The sequence below is a fragment of the Janthinobacterium sp. TB1-E2 genome, from assembly GCF_036885605.1.
Classification (GTDB): Bacteria; Pseudomonadota; Gammaproteobacteria; order Burkholderiales; family Burkholderiaceae_D; genus Janthinobacterium; species Janthinobacterium aestuarii.
The window spans coordinates 4,484,907-4,499,529 of record NZ_CP142523.1 but is presented as its reverse complement, the minus strand read 5'-3'; the positions used below and the strand labels follow the sequence as shown (position 1 = coordinate 4,499,529).

11 protein-coding genes and 1 tRNA gene are annotated in these 14,623 nt (G+C 63.7%); 9 read left to right on the top strand and 3 right to left on the bottom strand.

Annotated features, from left to right (window positions below):
• Positions 1-197 precede the first annotated feature (197 nt).
• The 9 genes from OPV09_RS20165 (at position 198) to OPV09_RS20125 (ending at position 12,867) form a co-directional block, all read left to right on the top strand.
• Positions 198-2,357, top strand: a complete 2,160-nt coding sequence (locus OPV09_RS20165) for a TonB-dependent siderophore receptor (RefSeq protein WP_338679222.1) — start codon at positions 198-200, stop codon at positions 2,355-2,357.
• A gap of 280 nt (positions 2,358-2,637) precedes the next feature.
• Positions 2,638-5,709 carry a formate dehydrogenase-N subunit alpha gene (gene fdnG / locus OPV09_RS20160; RefSeq protein ID WP_152546539.1) on the top strand — a complete coding sequence of 1,024 codons (3,072 nt, stop codon included), beginning with the start codon at positions 2,638-2,640 and terminating at the stop codon, positions 5,707-5,709.
• A gap of 13 nt (positions 5,710-5,722) precedes the next feature.
• Positions 5,723-6,646, top strand: a complete 924-nt coding sequence (fdxH, locus tag OPV09_RS20155) for a formate dehydrogenase subunit beta (RefSeq protein WP_058051309.1) — start codon at positions 5,723-5,725, stop codon at positions 6,644-6,646.
• Positions 6,633-7,304, top strand: coding sequence for a formate dehydrogenase subunit gamma (locus tag OPV09_RS20150; protein WP_219327313.1), 672 nt, complete (start codon positions 6,633-6,635; stop codon positions 7,302-7,304). The genes fdxH and OPV09_RS20150 overlap by 14 nt, the downstream gene beginning before the upstream one ends.
• 179 nt (positions 7,305-7,483) lie before the next feature.
• On the top strand, positions 7,484-8,530 hold the full coding sequence (fdhE, locus tag OPV09_RS20145) for a formate dehydrogenase accessory protein FdhE (protein WP_034756667.1): 1,047 nt from the start codon (positions 7,484-7,486) through the stop codon (positions 8,528-8,530).
• Complete coding sequence (selA, locus tag OPV09_RS20140) at positions 8,527-9,936, top strand: L-seryl-tRNA(Sec) selenium transferase (RefSeq protein ID WP_338679221.1); 1,410 nt, start codon at positions 8,527-8,529, stop codon at positions 9,934-9,936. The genes fdhE and selA overlap by 4 nt, the downstream gene beginning before the upstream one ends.
• Positions 9,933-11,888: a selenocysteine-specific translation elongation factor gene (gene selB / locus OPV09_RS20135; RefSeq protein ID WP_338679220.1), complete on the top strand. Its 1,956-nt coding sequence runs from the start codon at positions 9,933-9,935 to the stop codon at positions 11,886-11,888. The genes selA and selB overlap by 4 nt, the downstream gene beginning before the upstream one ends.
• Before the next feature lie 12 nt (positions 11,889-11,900).
• Positions 11,901-11,996: transfer RNA gene (locus OPV09_RS20130), tRNA-Sec, on the top strand.
• A 157-nt stretch (positions 11,997-12,153) separates the two neighbouring features.
• Complete coding sequence (locus OPV09_RS20125) at positions 12,154-12,867, top strand: substrate-binding periplasmic protein (RefSeq protein ID WP_257620125.1); 714 nt, start codon at positions 12,154-12,156, stop codon at positions 12,865-12,867.
• Between the two features lies 1 nt (position 12,868).
• Here OPV09_RS20125 and OPV09_RS20120 read toward each other — a convergent pair whose 3' ends face one another.
• The 3 genes from OPV09_RS20120 to OPV09_RS20110 are packed head-to-tail and all read right to left on the bottom strand — an operon-like array spanning position 12,869 to position 14,591.
• Positions 12,869-13,609: a GGDEF domain-containing protein gene (locus tag OPV09_RS20120; RefSeq protein ID WP_070305132.1), complete on the bottom strand. Its 741-nt coding sequence runs from the start codon at positions 13,607-13,609 to the stop codon at positions 12,869-12,871.
• Between the two features lie 3 nt (positions 13,610-13,612).
• A complete protein-coding gene (locus OPV09_RS20115) occupies positions 13,613-14,011 on the bottom strand; it encodes a DUF1987 domain-containing protein (protein WP_338679219.1) in 399 nt (132 codons plus the stop codon).
• A gap of 22 nt (positions 14,012-14,033) precedes the next feature.
• Positions 14,034-14,591 carry a SiaB family protein kinase gene (locus OPV09_RS20110; protein ID WP_034756676.1) on the bottom strand — a complete coding sequence of 186 codons (558 nt, stop codon included), beginning with the start codon at positions 14,589-14,591 and terminating at the stop codon, positions 14,034-14,036.
• Between the last annotated feature and the right edge of the window lie 32 nt (positions 14,592-14,623).

Genomic DNA, 14,623 nt, shown 5'->3' with positions numbered 1-14,623 from the left:
AAGTATAGCATTGACGCAGAGAAATAGTTTTTCAAAGCAATTTTAATTATTTTTTGATATTGATTTCCTGTTGTGTTTTTACATCAAGTACCTAGTCCATAAGTACTATCACTTACAGAAGTGCTTACTTTACGCAGGCTTGCCTGATAAAATACTAATGATAATCATTCGTATTAAAACATCGACCAGGGAATTGTATGCAGCAACGTCGCAAGCCAGGATTCAAACCGATCACCATCGCCGTACTGGGCGCCTTGACCTTCGGCGCCACGCCATTGGCGGCCTGGGCGCAGGAAAGTTTGCCAGCCGTCACCGTGACGGCATCGAAGGACAAGGATGGCTATGTCGCCGCCACCTCGGCCAGCGGCACCAAGACGGAAATGGCCCTGCGCGACGTGCCGCAGACGATCAACGTGGTGCCGGCCGCCGTCATCCGCGACCAGAACGCCATGTCGATCCAGGACATCATGAAGAACATCCCCGGCGTGGGTCTGTCCACAGGCGACGGCCAGCGCGACCAGATATTCATCCGCGGCTTCACGGCCATTGGCGACCAGTTCGTCGACGGCTTCCGCGATGACGCCCTGTATTTTCGCGACCTGTCGAATGTGGAGCGCCTGGAAGTGATCAAGGGACCGGCCGCCGTGCTGTACGGCCGCGGTTCCTCGGGTGGTCTGGTGAACCGCATCACCAAAAAGCCGGGCGTGGACATCACGGACGTGGCCCTGAGCCTGACCAACACGGCAGGGCGCCGCGGCGAAGTCGACGTGGGCCGCGTCGGCGAGACGGTGGACTGGCGCTTCACGGGCGCGCGCGAATTGTCGGACAGCTACCGCGACCAGCAATTCATCAACCGCACGGCGCTGTCGCCTTCCGTGGCCATCCGCCTGTCCGGCGCCACCAAATTGCTGCTGCAGGGCGATTACCTGGAAGACCGTCGCCTGACGGACTTCGGCATCCCGTCCTACCAAGGCCGTCCCGTCGCCGTCGATGCGGGCACCTATTTTGGCGCCGCGAATGCCCGCGATGCGGACTTCAGCCAGTCGCGCGTGGTCTCCACGGCCGCCACCCTGACGCACAAGTTCAGCGATAGCTTGTCGTTGCGCAATGCCTTCCGTTATTACGATTACCACCTGGACCGCAACAACACGAATATTTCCGGCAACGTCAACGAAGTCAAGGGCACGATGAGCCTCGGTCACGCCAAGCTGAACCGTGACGAAAGCGGCTGGTTCAACCAGACGGAACTGACGCAAAAGCTGGTCACGGGCACCTTGCGCCATGAAGTGCTGTACGGCGCCGAATTCGGCAAGCAAAACAAGGATGCCAACAGTTGGGCCGCCATCGCTGTATTGCCACCTGCGAAGCCCGTGTCGATCTTCAATCCCGTGCTACCCGTTGTCGACCGGACCAAGCTGGGCGCGCGCGGCGATACCTTTGGTACCTATGACACGGCCGCTGCCTATGTGCAGGACGCCATCAGTATCAACGACGAGTGGAAGGCGCTGGCCGGCCTGCGCTACGACCGCTACAAGCAGCAGTCGCGCCTGGCCAATGCGCTTGGTGTGACGACGGCCAATCTGTCGCGCACGGATTCGGCTTACAGCCCCCGCGCCGGCCTCGTCTGGCAACCGGGCGCGACGCAGTCGTACTATGCGTCGTGGAGCCGCTCGTTTCAGCCGAGCGGCGAGAACTTCGCCCTGGCCGCCAATAATGCCGACCTGGCGCCGGAAACCACGCGCAACACGGAAGTGGGCGCCAAGTACGACCTGTGGGGCGGCCGCGCCAACGCCACCGTGTCCCTGTTCCGCCTGGAACGCGACAATATCAAGACCAGCGACCCGATCACGAACCGCATCGTGCCGGTCGGCACGCAGCGCACGGATGGCCTGGAGCTGACCTTCAACGCGGACTTGCACGATGGCTGGAAAATGATGGCCGGCTACGCCTACCTGGACGCCACCATCACCGATTCCATCGCCGTCGACCGCAGCGTGAATGCGCCGGGCACGACGACGCCGAGCGCCGTCGCCATCAAGGGCAAGCGCGCTACTTTGACGGCGCGCAACATGGCCAACTTGTGGGTGACGAAAGACCTGGGCCACGGCTTCACGGTGGGCGGTGGCGCGAATGCCGTCGGCAGCCGCTTCGCCAATCAGGGCAACACGGTGGTGCTGCCAGGCTACGTGACGGCCGACGTCATGGCCGCGTACCGCACGGGCCGCTATGAAGTGCAGCTGAACGTCAACAATATCGGCGACACGCGCTACATCGTGTCGGGTCACGGTTCCAGCCCGAACCTGAGCTTGCCAGGCGCGCCACGCAATGTGGCGCTGACCTTGCGCTACAGCCTGTAACTTTTTCTGCCCCCGAAAACCCGCTTGCGAGCGGGTTTTTTTGCATGGGTGGGTAGCGATGTGCAAGCGCGCGGGGCAGGCTGGCATTGTTTAGAGGGAACGTTCGGTATCGCCAAATTAACGTTGACTAAAGGAAACCTTCTCCGGCGAACTGAGCCTTGATCGGGATTGAGGGGTAAAATGATGTCATACGGCACAGGCATGGTGCTTATATCTTGGTGATATGACACGACCACGACGCCGTATGACTTTTATTTACTCACATCATAGAGGCCTGAATATGGTTCAGATGTCCAGGCGCCAGTTCCTTCGGGTAACTGGCGCGACCATTGCTGGTTCCAGCCTCGCCCTGCTCGGTTTCGCACCGGGCCAGGCGATGGCGGAAGTGCGGCAATACAAGCTGTCTCGCACGACCGAGACACGCAATACCTGTCCCTACTGTTCGGTAGGATGCGGCGTCCTGCTGTATGGGCTGGGCGACGGCGCGAAAAATGCCGTCTCCAGCATCATCCACGTGGAAGGCGATGCCGATCACCCGGTGAACCGCGGCACCCTGTGCCCGAAAGGCGCCAGCCTGGTCGACTTCATCCACAGCCCGAACCGCCTGAAAGTGCCCGAATACCGCGCACCGGGCGGCACGGAATGGCAACCGATCTCCTGGGATGTGGCGCTCGACAAGATCGCGCGCCTGATGAAGGATGACCGCGACGCCAATCTGATCGAAAAGAATGCCGACGGCAAGACCGTCAACCGCTGGCTCTCCACCGGCATGCTTGCCGCGTCCGCCGGCAGCAATGAGGTCGGGTATTTGACCCACAAGACAGTGCGCAGCATGGGGATGCTGACCTTTGATAATCAGGCGCGTGTATGACACGGACCGACGGTGGCAGGTCTTGCCCCGACGTTTGGCCGTGGCGCGATGACGAATCATTGGGTCGATATCAAGAATGCCGACGTGATCCTGGTCATGGGCGGCAATGCAGCAGAAGCACATCCTTGCGGATTCAAATGGGTAACGGAAGCGAAGGCGCATAACAAGGCCAAGCTGATCGTTGTCGATCCGCGTTTTACCCGTACCGCATCCGTGGCAGATTACTACTGCGCCACGCGTACCGGCACGGACATCGTCTTCCTCGGCGCGATCATCAATTATCTGCTGACGAACGACAAGATCCAGCATGAGTACGTGCGCAACTACACGGACATGCCCTTCATCGTGCGCGAAGACTATGCGTTCGAGGACGGCCTGTTCTCGGGTTTCGACAAGGAAAAAGGCAAGTACACCGACAAGGCCACCTGGGATTACGAGATCGGCGAAGACGGCTATGCCAAGGTCGACCCGACCCTGGAACACCCGCGCTGCGTCTACCAGATGATGAAGAAGCACTACGCACGCTACACGACCGAGATGGTCGAACGTACGTGCGGCGTGTCGGCCGACAAGTTCCACAAGGTGGCGGAAGCCCTGGCTTCGACCGCCGTGCCGGGACGCGCCGGTACCATCCTGTACGCGCTGGGCTGGACGCACCACTCGACCGGTGCGCAAACCATCCGCACGGGCGCCATGGTGCAGCTGTTGCTGGGCAATATGGGCATCGCCGGCGGCGGCATGAACGCCTTGCGCGGCCACTCGAACATCCAGGGTCTGACCGATCTGGGCCTGATGTCGAACCTGTTGCCGGGTTACATGACCTTGCCGAACGAGTCCGAGCAGGATTTCGATGGCTATATCGCCGCGCGCGCCACCAAGCCGCTGCGGCCTAACCAGCTCAGCTACTGGAGCAATTACCGCAAATTCCACGTCAGCTTCATGAAGACGTGGTGGGGCGACTTTGCCACCGCGGACAATAACTACGCCTTCGACTACCTGCCAAAGCTCGACAAGCCGTATGACTTGATGCAAGCGATCGAGAACATGCATCAAGGCAAGATGACGGGCTATATCTGCCAGGGCTTCAATGTGCTGGCGTCCGCGCCGAACAAGCAGAAGGTCACGGAAGCGCTGTCGAAGCTGAAGTTCCTCGTCATCATGGATCCGCTGGCCGTGGAAACGGGCGAATTCTGGAAGGCGCACGGGCAGTACCACGAAGTCGATCCGACCAAGATCATGACGGAAGTGTTCCGCCTGCCGACCAGCTGCTTCGCCGAGGAACGCGGTTCGCTCGTGAGTTCCTCGCGCGTCTTGCAGTGGCACTGGCAGGCGGCCGAACCGCCGGGCCAGGCGCGCAGCGACCTCGAGATCATGTCGGGCCTGTTCCTGCGCATGCGCAGCATGTACCAGAAAGAGGGCGGCAAGTTCCCCGATCCTATCGTCAACCTGACGTGGAATTATGCGCAGCCGCATAACCCGCAGCCCGAAGAAATCGCCCGCGAATTTAACGGCAAGGCGCTGGCCGACTTGTACGATCCCAAGGATCCGACCAAGCTGCTGGTGAAGAAGGGTGAGCAGCTGGCCTCGTTTGCGCAATTGCGCGACGATGGCAGCACCACCAGCGGTTGCTGGATCTTCGCCGGCAGCTGGACGCAGGCGGGCAACCAGATGGGACGGCGCGACAATAGCGACCCGACCGGCATCGGCCAGACCTTGGGCTGGGCCTGGGCGTGGCCGGCGAACCGCCGCGTGCTGTACAACCGCGCTTCGTGCGACTTGAAGGGCAAGCCTTTCGACCCGACCCGTAAACTCATCGAGTGGAATGGCACGAACTGGAGCGGGGCCGATATTCCCGACTTCAAGGTCGATGAACCGCCGGAAAATGGCATGGGTCCGTTCATCATGCTGGGCGAGGGTGTGGCGCGTTTCTTTGCGCGTGGCGCCATGGCCGAAGGTCCGTTCCCCGAGCATTACGAGCCGTTTGAAAATCCGCTGGGCTACAACCCCATGCATCCGAAAAACCCGCAAGCGACCAGCAATCCGGCCGCGCGCGTGTTCGCCGATGACCGGAAAATGTTCGGCACGCATGAGGAATATCCGCATGTGGCCACCAGCTACCGCCTGACCGAGCATTTTCATTACTGGACCAAGCATGCACGCCTGAATGCCATCATCCAGCCGCAGCAATTCGTTGAAATCGGCGAAGAGCTGGCGAAAAGCATCGGTGTCGTTGCCGGCGGTGAAGTGCGCGTCAGTTCCAAGCGGGGCCACATCATCGCCAAGGCCGTCGTCACCAAGCGCATCAAGGCTTTGATGATCGAAGGCAAGCCGGTGCATACCGTGGGCCTGCCGCTGCACTGGGGCTTTACGGGTGTGGCCAAGCCGGGGTATCTGATCAATACCCTGACGCCGGGCGTGGGGGATGCGAATTCGCAAACGCCGGAATTCAAGTCCTTCCTCGTGAAGGTGGAAAAAGCATGATGGGAGCTCAATAATGGCACTGCAATCCTTAGATATCCGGCGCCTGTCGGCTACCACGGTGACCCCGCCGCAAGCACGCAGCCCGGTGACGGGCACCGTGGCCAAGCTGATCGATGTGTCGAAGTGCATCGGCTGCAAGGCTTGCCAGACGGCGTGCATGGAATGGAACGACTTGCGTGACGAAGTCGGCGAAAACCATGGCACCTATGACAATCCGACGGACCTGACGCCGCAATCGTGGACGGTGATGCGTTTTGCCGAACACGAAAATAATGACGGCAACCTCGAGTGGCTGATCCGCAAGGACGGCTGCATGCACTGCGAGGACCCGGGCTGCCTGAAGGCCTGTCCGGCGCCGGGCGCCATCGTGCAGTACACGAATGGCATCGTGGACTTCCACCAGGAAAACTGCATCGGCTGCGGCTACTGCGTGGCCGGCTGTCCTTTCGACGTGCCCCGCATTTCGAAAAAGGACGACCGCGCCTACAAGTGCACCTTGTGCTCGGACCGCGTGGCCGTGGGCCAGGAACCGGCCTGCGTGAAAACATGTCCGACGGGCGCCATCGTGTTCGGCACCAAGGAAGACATGAAGGTGCATGCGGAAGAACGCATCGTCGACCTGAAGTCGCGCGGTTTCGAGAACGCGGGCCTGTACGATCCGCTGGGCGTGGGCGGCACGCACGTGATGTACGTGCTGCACCATGCCGACAAGCCGAAGCTGTATTCGAACTTGCCGGAACGCCCGCGCATCAGCCCGATGGTGGGCTTCTGGAAGGGCTGGTCCAAACCGCTGGCGGTGGCTGGCATGGCCGCCACGGCCCTGGCAGGCCTGTTCCATTACACGCGTGTCGGTCCGAACGAAGTGAGCAAGGACGAAGAGCACGAAGCGCTGGAAGAGGCCAAGCGTATACGGGAGGAAGACCATGAGCCACAGTGATCTGCATGATGGAAAGCTGCGCGACAAGGATGGCAATCCCTTGATCGAACGCTACAACCCGAACGAGCGCACGAATCACTGGGTCACGGCCATCACCTTCGTCATGTTGGCCCTGTCCGGGCTGGCCATGTTCCATCCGTCGATGGCGTGGCTGGCGAATCTGTTCGGCGGCGGGCAATGGACGCGCATTCTGCATCCGTTCGCCGGCCTGGTGATGTTCGTCTCGTTCGCGATCCTCGTGGTGCGCTTCTGGCACCACAACAAGTTCGAGGACGGCGACAAGCAGTGGCTGAAGCAGATGGACGACGTGCTCAACAACCGCGAAGACAAGCTTCCGAAGATCGGCAAATACAATGCCGGCCAGAAGATCCTGTTCTTCGTGCTGCTGGCCAGCATGATCGGCTTGCTGTTGTCGGGCATCGTGATCTGGCGCGCGTATTTCGCGTTCTATTTCCCGATCGACGTGGTGCGCTTTGCCGCCTTGCTGCATGCCGGTTGCGCGTTCGCCATCATCTGCGCCATCATCGTGCACATCTACGCGGCCCTGTGGGTCAAGGGCTCGATCGGCGCCATGGTGCGCGGCACCGTCACCTACGGCTGGGCGCGCAAGCACCATCCGAAGTGGTTTGAATCGGTGATCCGCAATACGAGAAAGTAGGCAGTTAGGGTACGTTTTGCCCCAAGTGCAAAAGCTGGAGTCAGACCCGCCGGGGGAATGCGTTCCAATGGAACGCATTCCGATCCCGAAGGGACTGACCCCGGTTTTCCTTTGCGGCTTGCGCTGCACTATATCGATTAGAATACTTTACAGCCCCCTTTTTTGATGGGAAAACTCCATTGGTACAACGCATACTCCAGCCAGGCGAAATCGAAGGCCTGGACCACAACGCGATTCCGCGCCTGCTGCTGCCGCAGCCTGGCAGCCTGTTTACGGCGCGCGCCTTGCGCCTGCGCGAACTGGCGCAAGGTAACATCAAGGGCATCCCCGTCGATGCCGGCATGCAGGGCTACCTGGTGCTGATGGCCGCGCTGGCCGATGCGCAGGCGGCCGTGGTGGGAAAACTGGCGCCCGGCGCCGTGCCTGCCGCCGATCCCGACGCGCTGCGCCGCGCCATCCAGCACCGCATGCCGGTGCTGCCCGTCAGCGGCGCCCGTCCGCCCGTCTGGCGCGACATTTTCGCCAGCCTGCTCGATGAACTGGCCGCCACGGCGGCAAGCCAGCCGGCCTTGTCCGGCGGCCTGACCCAGGTGCTGGCCCAGCTGCGCGCGCTCGATGCGCCAGCGCTGGACGCCTGCGCCGATGCCGTGCTCGATGAAAACGGCGACAACCTCAATCCCATGCATGCGCCATTCGTCGCGGCCGCCCTGCAAATTCTATGGTCGGTGTCGGCCAGCGAACTGCGCGCCGCGCGCGTGCCGGATCTGGAAACGGGCACCCTGTGTCCCGTCTGCGGCTCGCATCCGGTCGCCAGCGTGATCCGCATCGGCGGCCAGTCGCAGGGCTACCGCTACCTGCACTGCGGCATTTGCGAAAGCGAATGGCATATGGTGCGCGTCAAGTGCTCGACCTGCGAACAGAATGGCAAGATCGCCTACCAGGGCCTGGACGCGGCCGACGCCAAGCCGTTCGACCCCGTGACGGCCAAGGACGACAAGCTGCCCAACAAGGCGAACGATCCGAAGAAGGTGGCGCGCGCGGAAACCTGCGACGACTGCCATACCTATCGAAAAGTCTTCAACCAGGAACACGATTACAACGTCGAGCCGCTGGCCGACGATCTGGCCAGCCTGATGCTCGACCTGCTGGTGGGCGAAGCGGGCTACCAGCGCGCCAGCGGCAATCCGCTGCTGTGGCTGGGTAAAAGCTCGGATCAGCCGTCATGACGACGGGGCAAACCGTGCGCCTGCCGTCGGTCGACCGCATCCTGGGCGACGCGGCTTGCCTGGACCTGATCGCGCGCTATGGCCGCGTGCAGACCCTGGCCTGCGCGCGCGCCGTGCTGGCCGAACTGCGCACGGCCATGCTGGCGGGCGCAGTGTGCGAAGAGGGCGCATCGATTGCCGCCATCGCCGCGCAAATGGATGAGCGGCTGCTAGCGCAAGCGCGCCCGCAGCTGCGCGCCGTCTTCAACCTGACGGGCACCGTGCTGCACACGAACCTGGGCCGCGCACTGCTGCCCGATACGGCCGTGCAAGCCGTGGTGGAAGCGTTGCAGTGGCCGATGAACCTGGAATTCGACCTGGAGACGGGCAAGCGCGGCGACCGCGACGACCTGGTCGAGGAATTGCTGCGCGAACTGACGGGCGCCGAAGCGGCCACCATCGTCAACAACAACGCGGCCGCCGTGCTGCTGATGCTCAATACCCTGGCGCAGAACAAGGAGGTCGTCGTCTCGCGCGGCGAGCTGGTGGAAATCGGCGGCGCCTTCCGCATCCCCGACGTCATGACGCGCGCGGGCGCCGTGCTGCGCGAAGTGGGCAGCACCAATCGCACGCACCTGGCCGATTACGCGCATGGCGTGAACGAGAACACGGCCTTGCTGATGAAGGTCCATTGCAGCAATTACGCGATTACCGGTTTCACGAAAAGCGTGGAGCTCGACGAACTCGTGCCGCTGGCCGTAAAACATGGCGTGCCGACGGCCGTGGACCTGGGCAGCGGCACCCTGGTCGACCTGGCGCAATATGGCTTGCCGCATGAAACGACGGTGCGCGAAACGATAGCAGCGGGCGCCGACCTGGTGACCTTCAGCGGCGACAAATTGCTGGGTGGCCCGCAGTGCGGCGTCATCGTCGGGCGGGCAGACTTGATCGCGAAGATCAAGCGCAACCCATTGAAACGTGCACTGCGCGTCGGCAAGCTGACCCTGGCCGCGCTGGCCCCCGTGCTGCAGCTGTACCGCGCGCCGGACTTGCTGGCCGAACGGCTGACCACCTTGCGTTTGCTGACGCGTCCCGCCGCCGCCATGCGCACGCAGGCGGAAACCGTGCTGCCGCTGCTGCAAAGCGTACTCGGTGCCGACTATGTGGTCACCGCCGAAGCCATGAAAAGCCAGATCGGCAGCGGCGCCTTGCCCGTCGACCAGCTGCCCAGTTTTGGCTTGTGCGTCCGCAGCGCGCCCGGCTCGCGCCTGAGCAATCCCCTGGGTGTGCTGGAACTGCGTTTGCGCGCCTTGCCGTGCCCCGTGATCGGGCGCATCGGCCAGGACACTCTGTGGCTGGACCTGCGCTGCCTGGAAGCGGCGCACGAGACGGCCTTCATCGCGCAACTCGCCGAGTTGTCCGCATGATCGTCGGCACCGCAGGCCATATCGACCATGGCAAGACCACCCTCACGCGCGCGCTGACGGGCGTGCACACGGACCGCCTGAAGGAAGAGCAGGCGCGCGGCATTTCGATTGAACTCGGCTACGCCTACCTGCCGCTGGCGGACGGCACGGTGCTGGGCGTGATCGACGTGCCGGGCCACGAAAAATTCATCCGCACCATGGCTTCCGGCGTGACGGGCATCGACTTCGCCCTGCTCGTGGTGGCGGCCGACGATGGCGTCATGCCGCAGACGCACGAGCACCTGGCCATCTTGCAGCTGCTCGGTGTGACGCGCGGCGCCGTGGCGCTGACCAAAATCGACCGCGCCGACAGCGCCCGCGTGGCGCAGGTGGAGCTTGACATCGAAGCGCTGCTGGCGGGCACGCCGCTGGCGGGCAGCCCGATCTTTCCCACTGCCGCCCATCGCGACGACGATGCCGGCGTGGCCGCCTTGCTGGCGCACCTGACGCAGGTGGCGCGCGGCTTGCCGCAACGCGACGAGCGGCGTTTGTTCCGCCTGGGCGTGGACCGCGTGTTCACCTTGTCGGGCCAGGGCACGATCGTTACCGGCACGGCGCTGGCGGGCCGCGCCCAGGTGGGCGACATGCTGCAGCTGGCGCCCGGTGGCGCGCAGGCCCGGGTGCGCAGCATCCATGCGCAGAACCGCGCGGCCGAGACGGGCATGGCGGGCCAGCGCCTGGCGCTGAACCTGGCCGGCATTGACCGCGAGCGCATTGAGCGGGGCAACTGGATCGTCGCGCCCGAGCTGGCGCAGTGCTCCGAGCGCCTCGACGTGGAACTGACGCTCTTGCCCGACGCCGGCGTGCAGCTGAAAGCCTGGTCGCCGCTGCACGTGCACCTGGGCGCGGCGCACCAGCTGGCGCGCGCCGTGATGCTCGATGGCGAGACGCTCTCGCCGGGGCAGACGGGCAGAGTACAGCTGGTGTTCGAGTCGCCCATGCACGGCGTGCCGGGCGACCGCTTCGTCGTGCGCAACGCGCAAGCCACGCAGACGGTGGGCGGCGGCATGGTGCTCGACCCGTTCGGCCCCGCGCGCAAGCGCCGCAGCCCGGCCAGGCTGGCATGGCTCGATGCCCTGGCCGCCTTCATCGCGCACGGCGACTATGCGGCCCTGCTGGCGCAAAGCCCGCTGGGGCTGCGCGAGTCGCTGCTCGTGCGCCTGTCCCTGCTGCCGGCGGCGGCCATCGCGCTGCCGCCCGACACGCGGCGCATCGCCCTGCGCGGCGGCGACGCTTTGCTGGTGGCGCCGCCGGCGTTGCTGGCGCTGCAGGAGCGGGTGCTGGCCGCACTGGAAAATTTCCACGCGCGCGCACCCGACGAGGCGGGGCCGGAACTGTGGCGGCTGAAACGCATCGTCGACGCGGAGATGGAAGACGCCTTGTGGAGCCATCTGGTCGAAGGCTTGCTGGCGCGCGGCGAGATCCTGGCGCGCGGCGCCAGCCTGCACTTGCCGACGCACAGCGTGGAATTGACGCCGCAGGAGCAATCGGTGGCCGAACCCTTGCTGGCCGCGCTGGAGCAGGGGCGGGCCGATCCGCCATGGACGCGCGACCTGGCGCGCAGCTTCGGCCTGGCCGAGGACGAGACGCGCAGGCTGTTGCGCAAACTTGCCAAGGCAGGCCAGATCAGCCAGGTCGTGCACGACCTGTTTTATCACCAGGCGGCGTTGGCCGAGCTGGCGCAACTGGTACGCACCCTGACCGAAAAAGCGGAGACCGACGAGAGCCTGTCGCCCGGTGCGGGCGCCGTCGGCGCGGCCACCTTCCGCGACGCCAGCGGCCTGGGCCGCAAGCGGGCGATCCAGGTCTTGGAATTCTTTGACCGCGTCGGTTATACTCGCCGTGTTGGCAATGGGCATCTATTGCGCCCGCAAGCGCTGTGGTCCTATACGGCAGCCTCGCCCAACAGCTAGCTCAGGCACCGCGGAAAGCACACTCATCCGGTGATGTGGCCGGGCTTCAAACCCGGTGGAGGGCGTCAGACGTTCTCCCGTAGGTTCGACTCCTACTGTTTTCCGCCAGTTACTTTCCTTCCATCCCCTCCCGCATGGCGTTCTGCTGGCGTTGGCTTGTTGCCACGCTGCCGAAAATAGTTGATTGAATTGCCCATATGCGGCGATGCCGCTGCGGGCCGATGGTAACATCGGCTTGAATCCCCTGTAGCAGAAGAAAGCAAGCATGAAACAAGCAAGCATGGCACGGCTGCTGGCAGCAGCGCTGCTGATGCCGGCGCTGGCCGCGGCGGCCGGCCTGCGCATCGTCGGCGAGCATTTGCCGCCATCGAGCATGATGGAAGGCAATGTCGTCGTGGGACGTGAAACGCTCAAGGTGCGCGGCATCATGGCGCGCGCCGGTATCGCCTACAGCATCGAATTGCTGCCGTGGAAGCGCGCGTATGCGCAGGCGCTGCGCGAAGCCGACACCTGCATCTTTTCCACCAGCCGCACGCAGGAACGCGAAGCGCAATTTCGCTGGATCGGTCCCCTCAACGAAGCGGAATGGATACTGTATGGACTGGCCGAGCGGCACCTCACCTTGCGCACGCTGGCCGATGCGCGCGGCCTGGTGATCGGCACGGTGCTCGGCGACGCGCGCGACGATTACCTGCGCCAGCGCGGCATGAACGTGGCGCCCGTGACGCAAGAGTGGCTCAATCCGCAAAAGCTGCTGCTGGGGCGTATCGACCTGTGGGCCGTCGGCATGGCGGTGGGCAGCAAGCCTTTCGTCGGCAAGGAGTGGGAGGGCAAGGTGGTGCCGCTGCTGACCTTCAACCGCGTGCAGACTTACCTCGCCTGCAACAAGCAATTGCCCGAGGCGCAGGTAGCGGCCATGCAGCGCGCGGCGGCCGCCATGCGCCGCGACGGCAGCATGGCGCGCGAACAGCTGCACTGATTCAGCTCTCCAGCCATTGGCGCACGCAGTTGCGTCCTTCGCGCTTGGCCTGGTACAGGGCCTGATCCGCATGGCTGTAGGCCGTCTCGAACGGCGTGCCGGCACGGTTCCAGCTCAGGCCCACGCTGACGGTGATGGCGCGCGTGATGGGCGCCGCATGGCGCTGGCGGCCGACCGTCTCGCAGATGCGCTGCGCCACTTGCGCCGCGTCGTCGCGCGAAGAGGTGGGCCAGACGACGGAAAACTCTTCGCCGCCAACCCGGCCGATGGCCGTTTCCTGTCCCAATAGCCCCTTCAGGCAGTCGACCACGGCCTGGATCACGCCGTCGCCGGCCGGGTGGCCGAAGTCGTCGTTGACCTGCTTGAACAGGTCGATATCGAGCACGATCAGCGCCATGTCGCCCTGCGCCAGGCAGCGCGACGCGTGGTCGATGACGGCGCCGCGGTTCAGGGCGCCCGTCAGCGGGTCGTGCGTGGCACGGTATTCTAGCTGGCCGGCCAGGGTTTGCAATTGACGGTTCAGCAGATGCATGTCGCGCTCGGCGCGGTCGCTGCGGCCGATCAGGCGCCGCGTCTCGCGCATCAGCCGCTCGTAGTGGACGATCAGTTCACCGAGCACGCGCCGCTGTTCCGCGCCCGAGGCATTGGCGTCGGCGTGCATGCGGCGCGCGGCAGCCAGCGCCGCCGCTTCCACGGTGAACAGGTCGGGCTCCAGGCCGGACTCGGAGAGGGCGGCGCGCATGCCCTAGCTGCCCTGCACGGGATGGTCGTGGAAGTCCAGCGCCGTGAAGTCCTGCTGCAGCTCCTGGCCGAATTCCAGGATGGTGTCGTCGTCCTCGTCGTGGTACCAGTTCAGGCGTACCTGGTTGCCATCGACGGCCGCCTGGTTCAGGGTGTCGAACAGGGTAAACAGCATCTTCGTGCTCGAGCTGTTGAAGTAGGCCAGCGAGACGTTGACGGTGATGGCAGCATCGCGGCAGCCTTCCAGGTAGGCGCGCACGGCGGCGATCAGCGGGCCATAGAAGGCGGCCGCGTTTTCCGGATACGACTCGCCCTTGATCGACAGGGTGTGCTGCTCGAAACGGAAGTCGATTTCGGGCGAACTCGGGGTCGCGGCGATGAACAGTGGTGACGGTAATTGCATATGCTTTCCTGAGTCGGCTCTTTCAAATGATGGCTTTGATGCAGAAGATGGTGTGGCCCGGCTCCTGGGGATCCTGGACGAATTCGAATTCCAGCGGCTCGCTGGCGTCGCGCGCCATGGTGAGAAACCCCAGGCCCGCGCCCTTGCTGTCGGCCGGCGCTTCCTCGCGCAAGGCCTTTTTGTAGGCCAGGCGGATTTCTTCCATCGTCATGGTGTGCAGCGGCTCCAGGCGGGCGCGGATCTGCGCCACGTTGTCCGTCGAGACGGGGTTGGCGCACAGCAGAAAAAAGCTGTCGCCGCGCGTGCCGATGCAAAACGAGCCGCGCCGCATCTGCTGGTCCAGCTGCGCATCGGGCGTCAGGCTGTCGGCGGAATAATGCATGATGTTTTGCGACATCTCGATGAACGAGGAAAAGATGCGCCGCCGCGTGGGCCCGGCCGCGCCGGCCGTGTCGAGGCGTGCCTTGATGGTTTCGGAAATGGCGTTCACCACGTGCTGCGAGAAATAGCCCACGTAAAAAAAGATGATGTTGCGCTTGCGTGCCACATCCCAAAACTCGTTGAATTCTTCGTACAGCACGTCCGTGCTCCTGGCTAGCCGGTGTCCCGGTT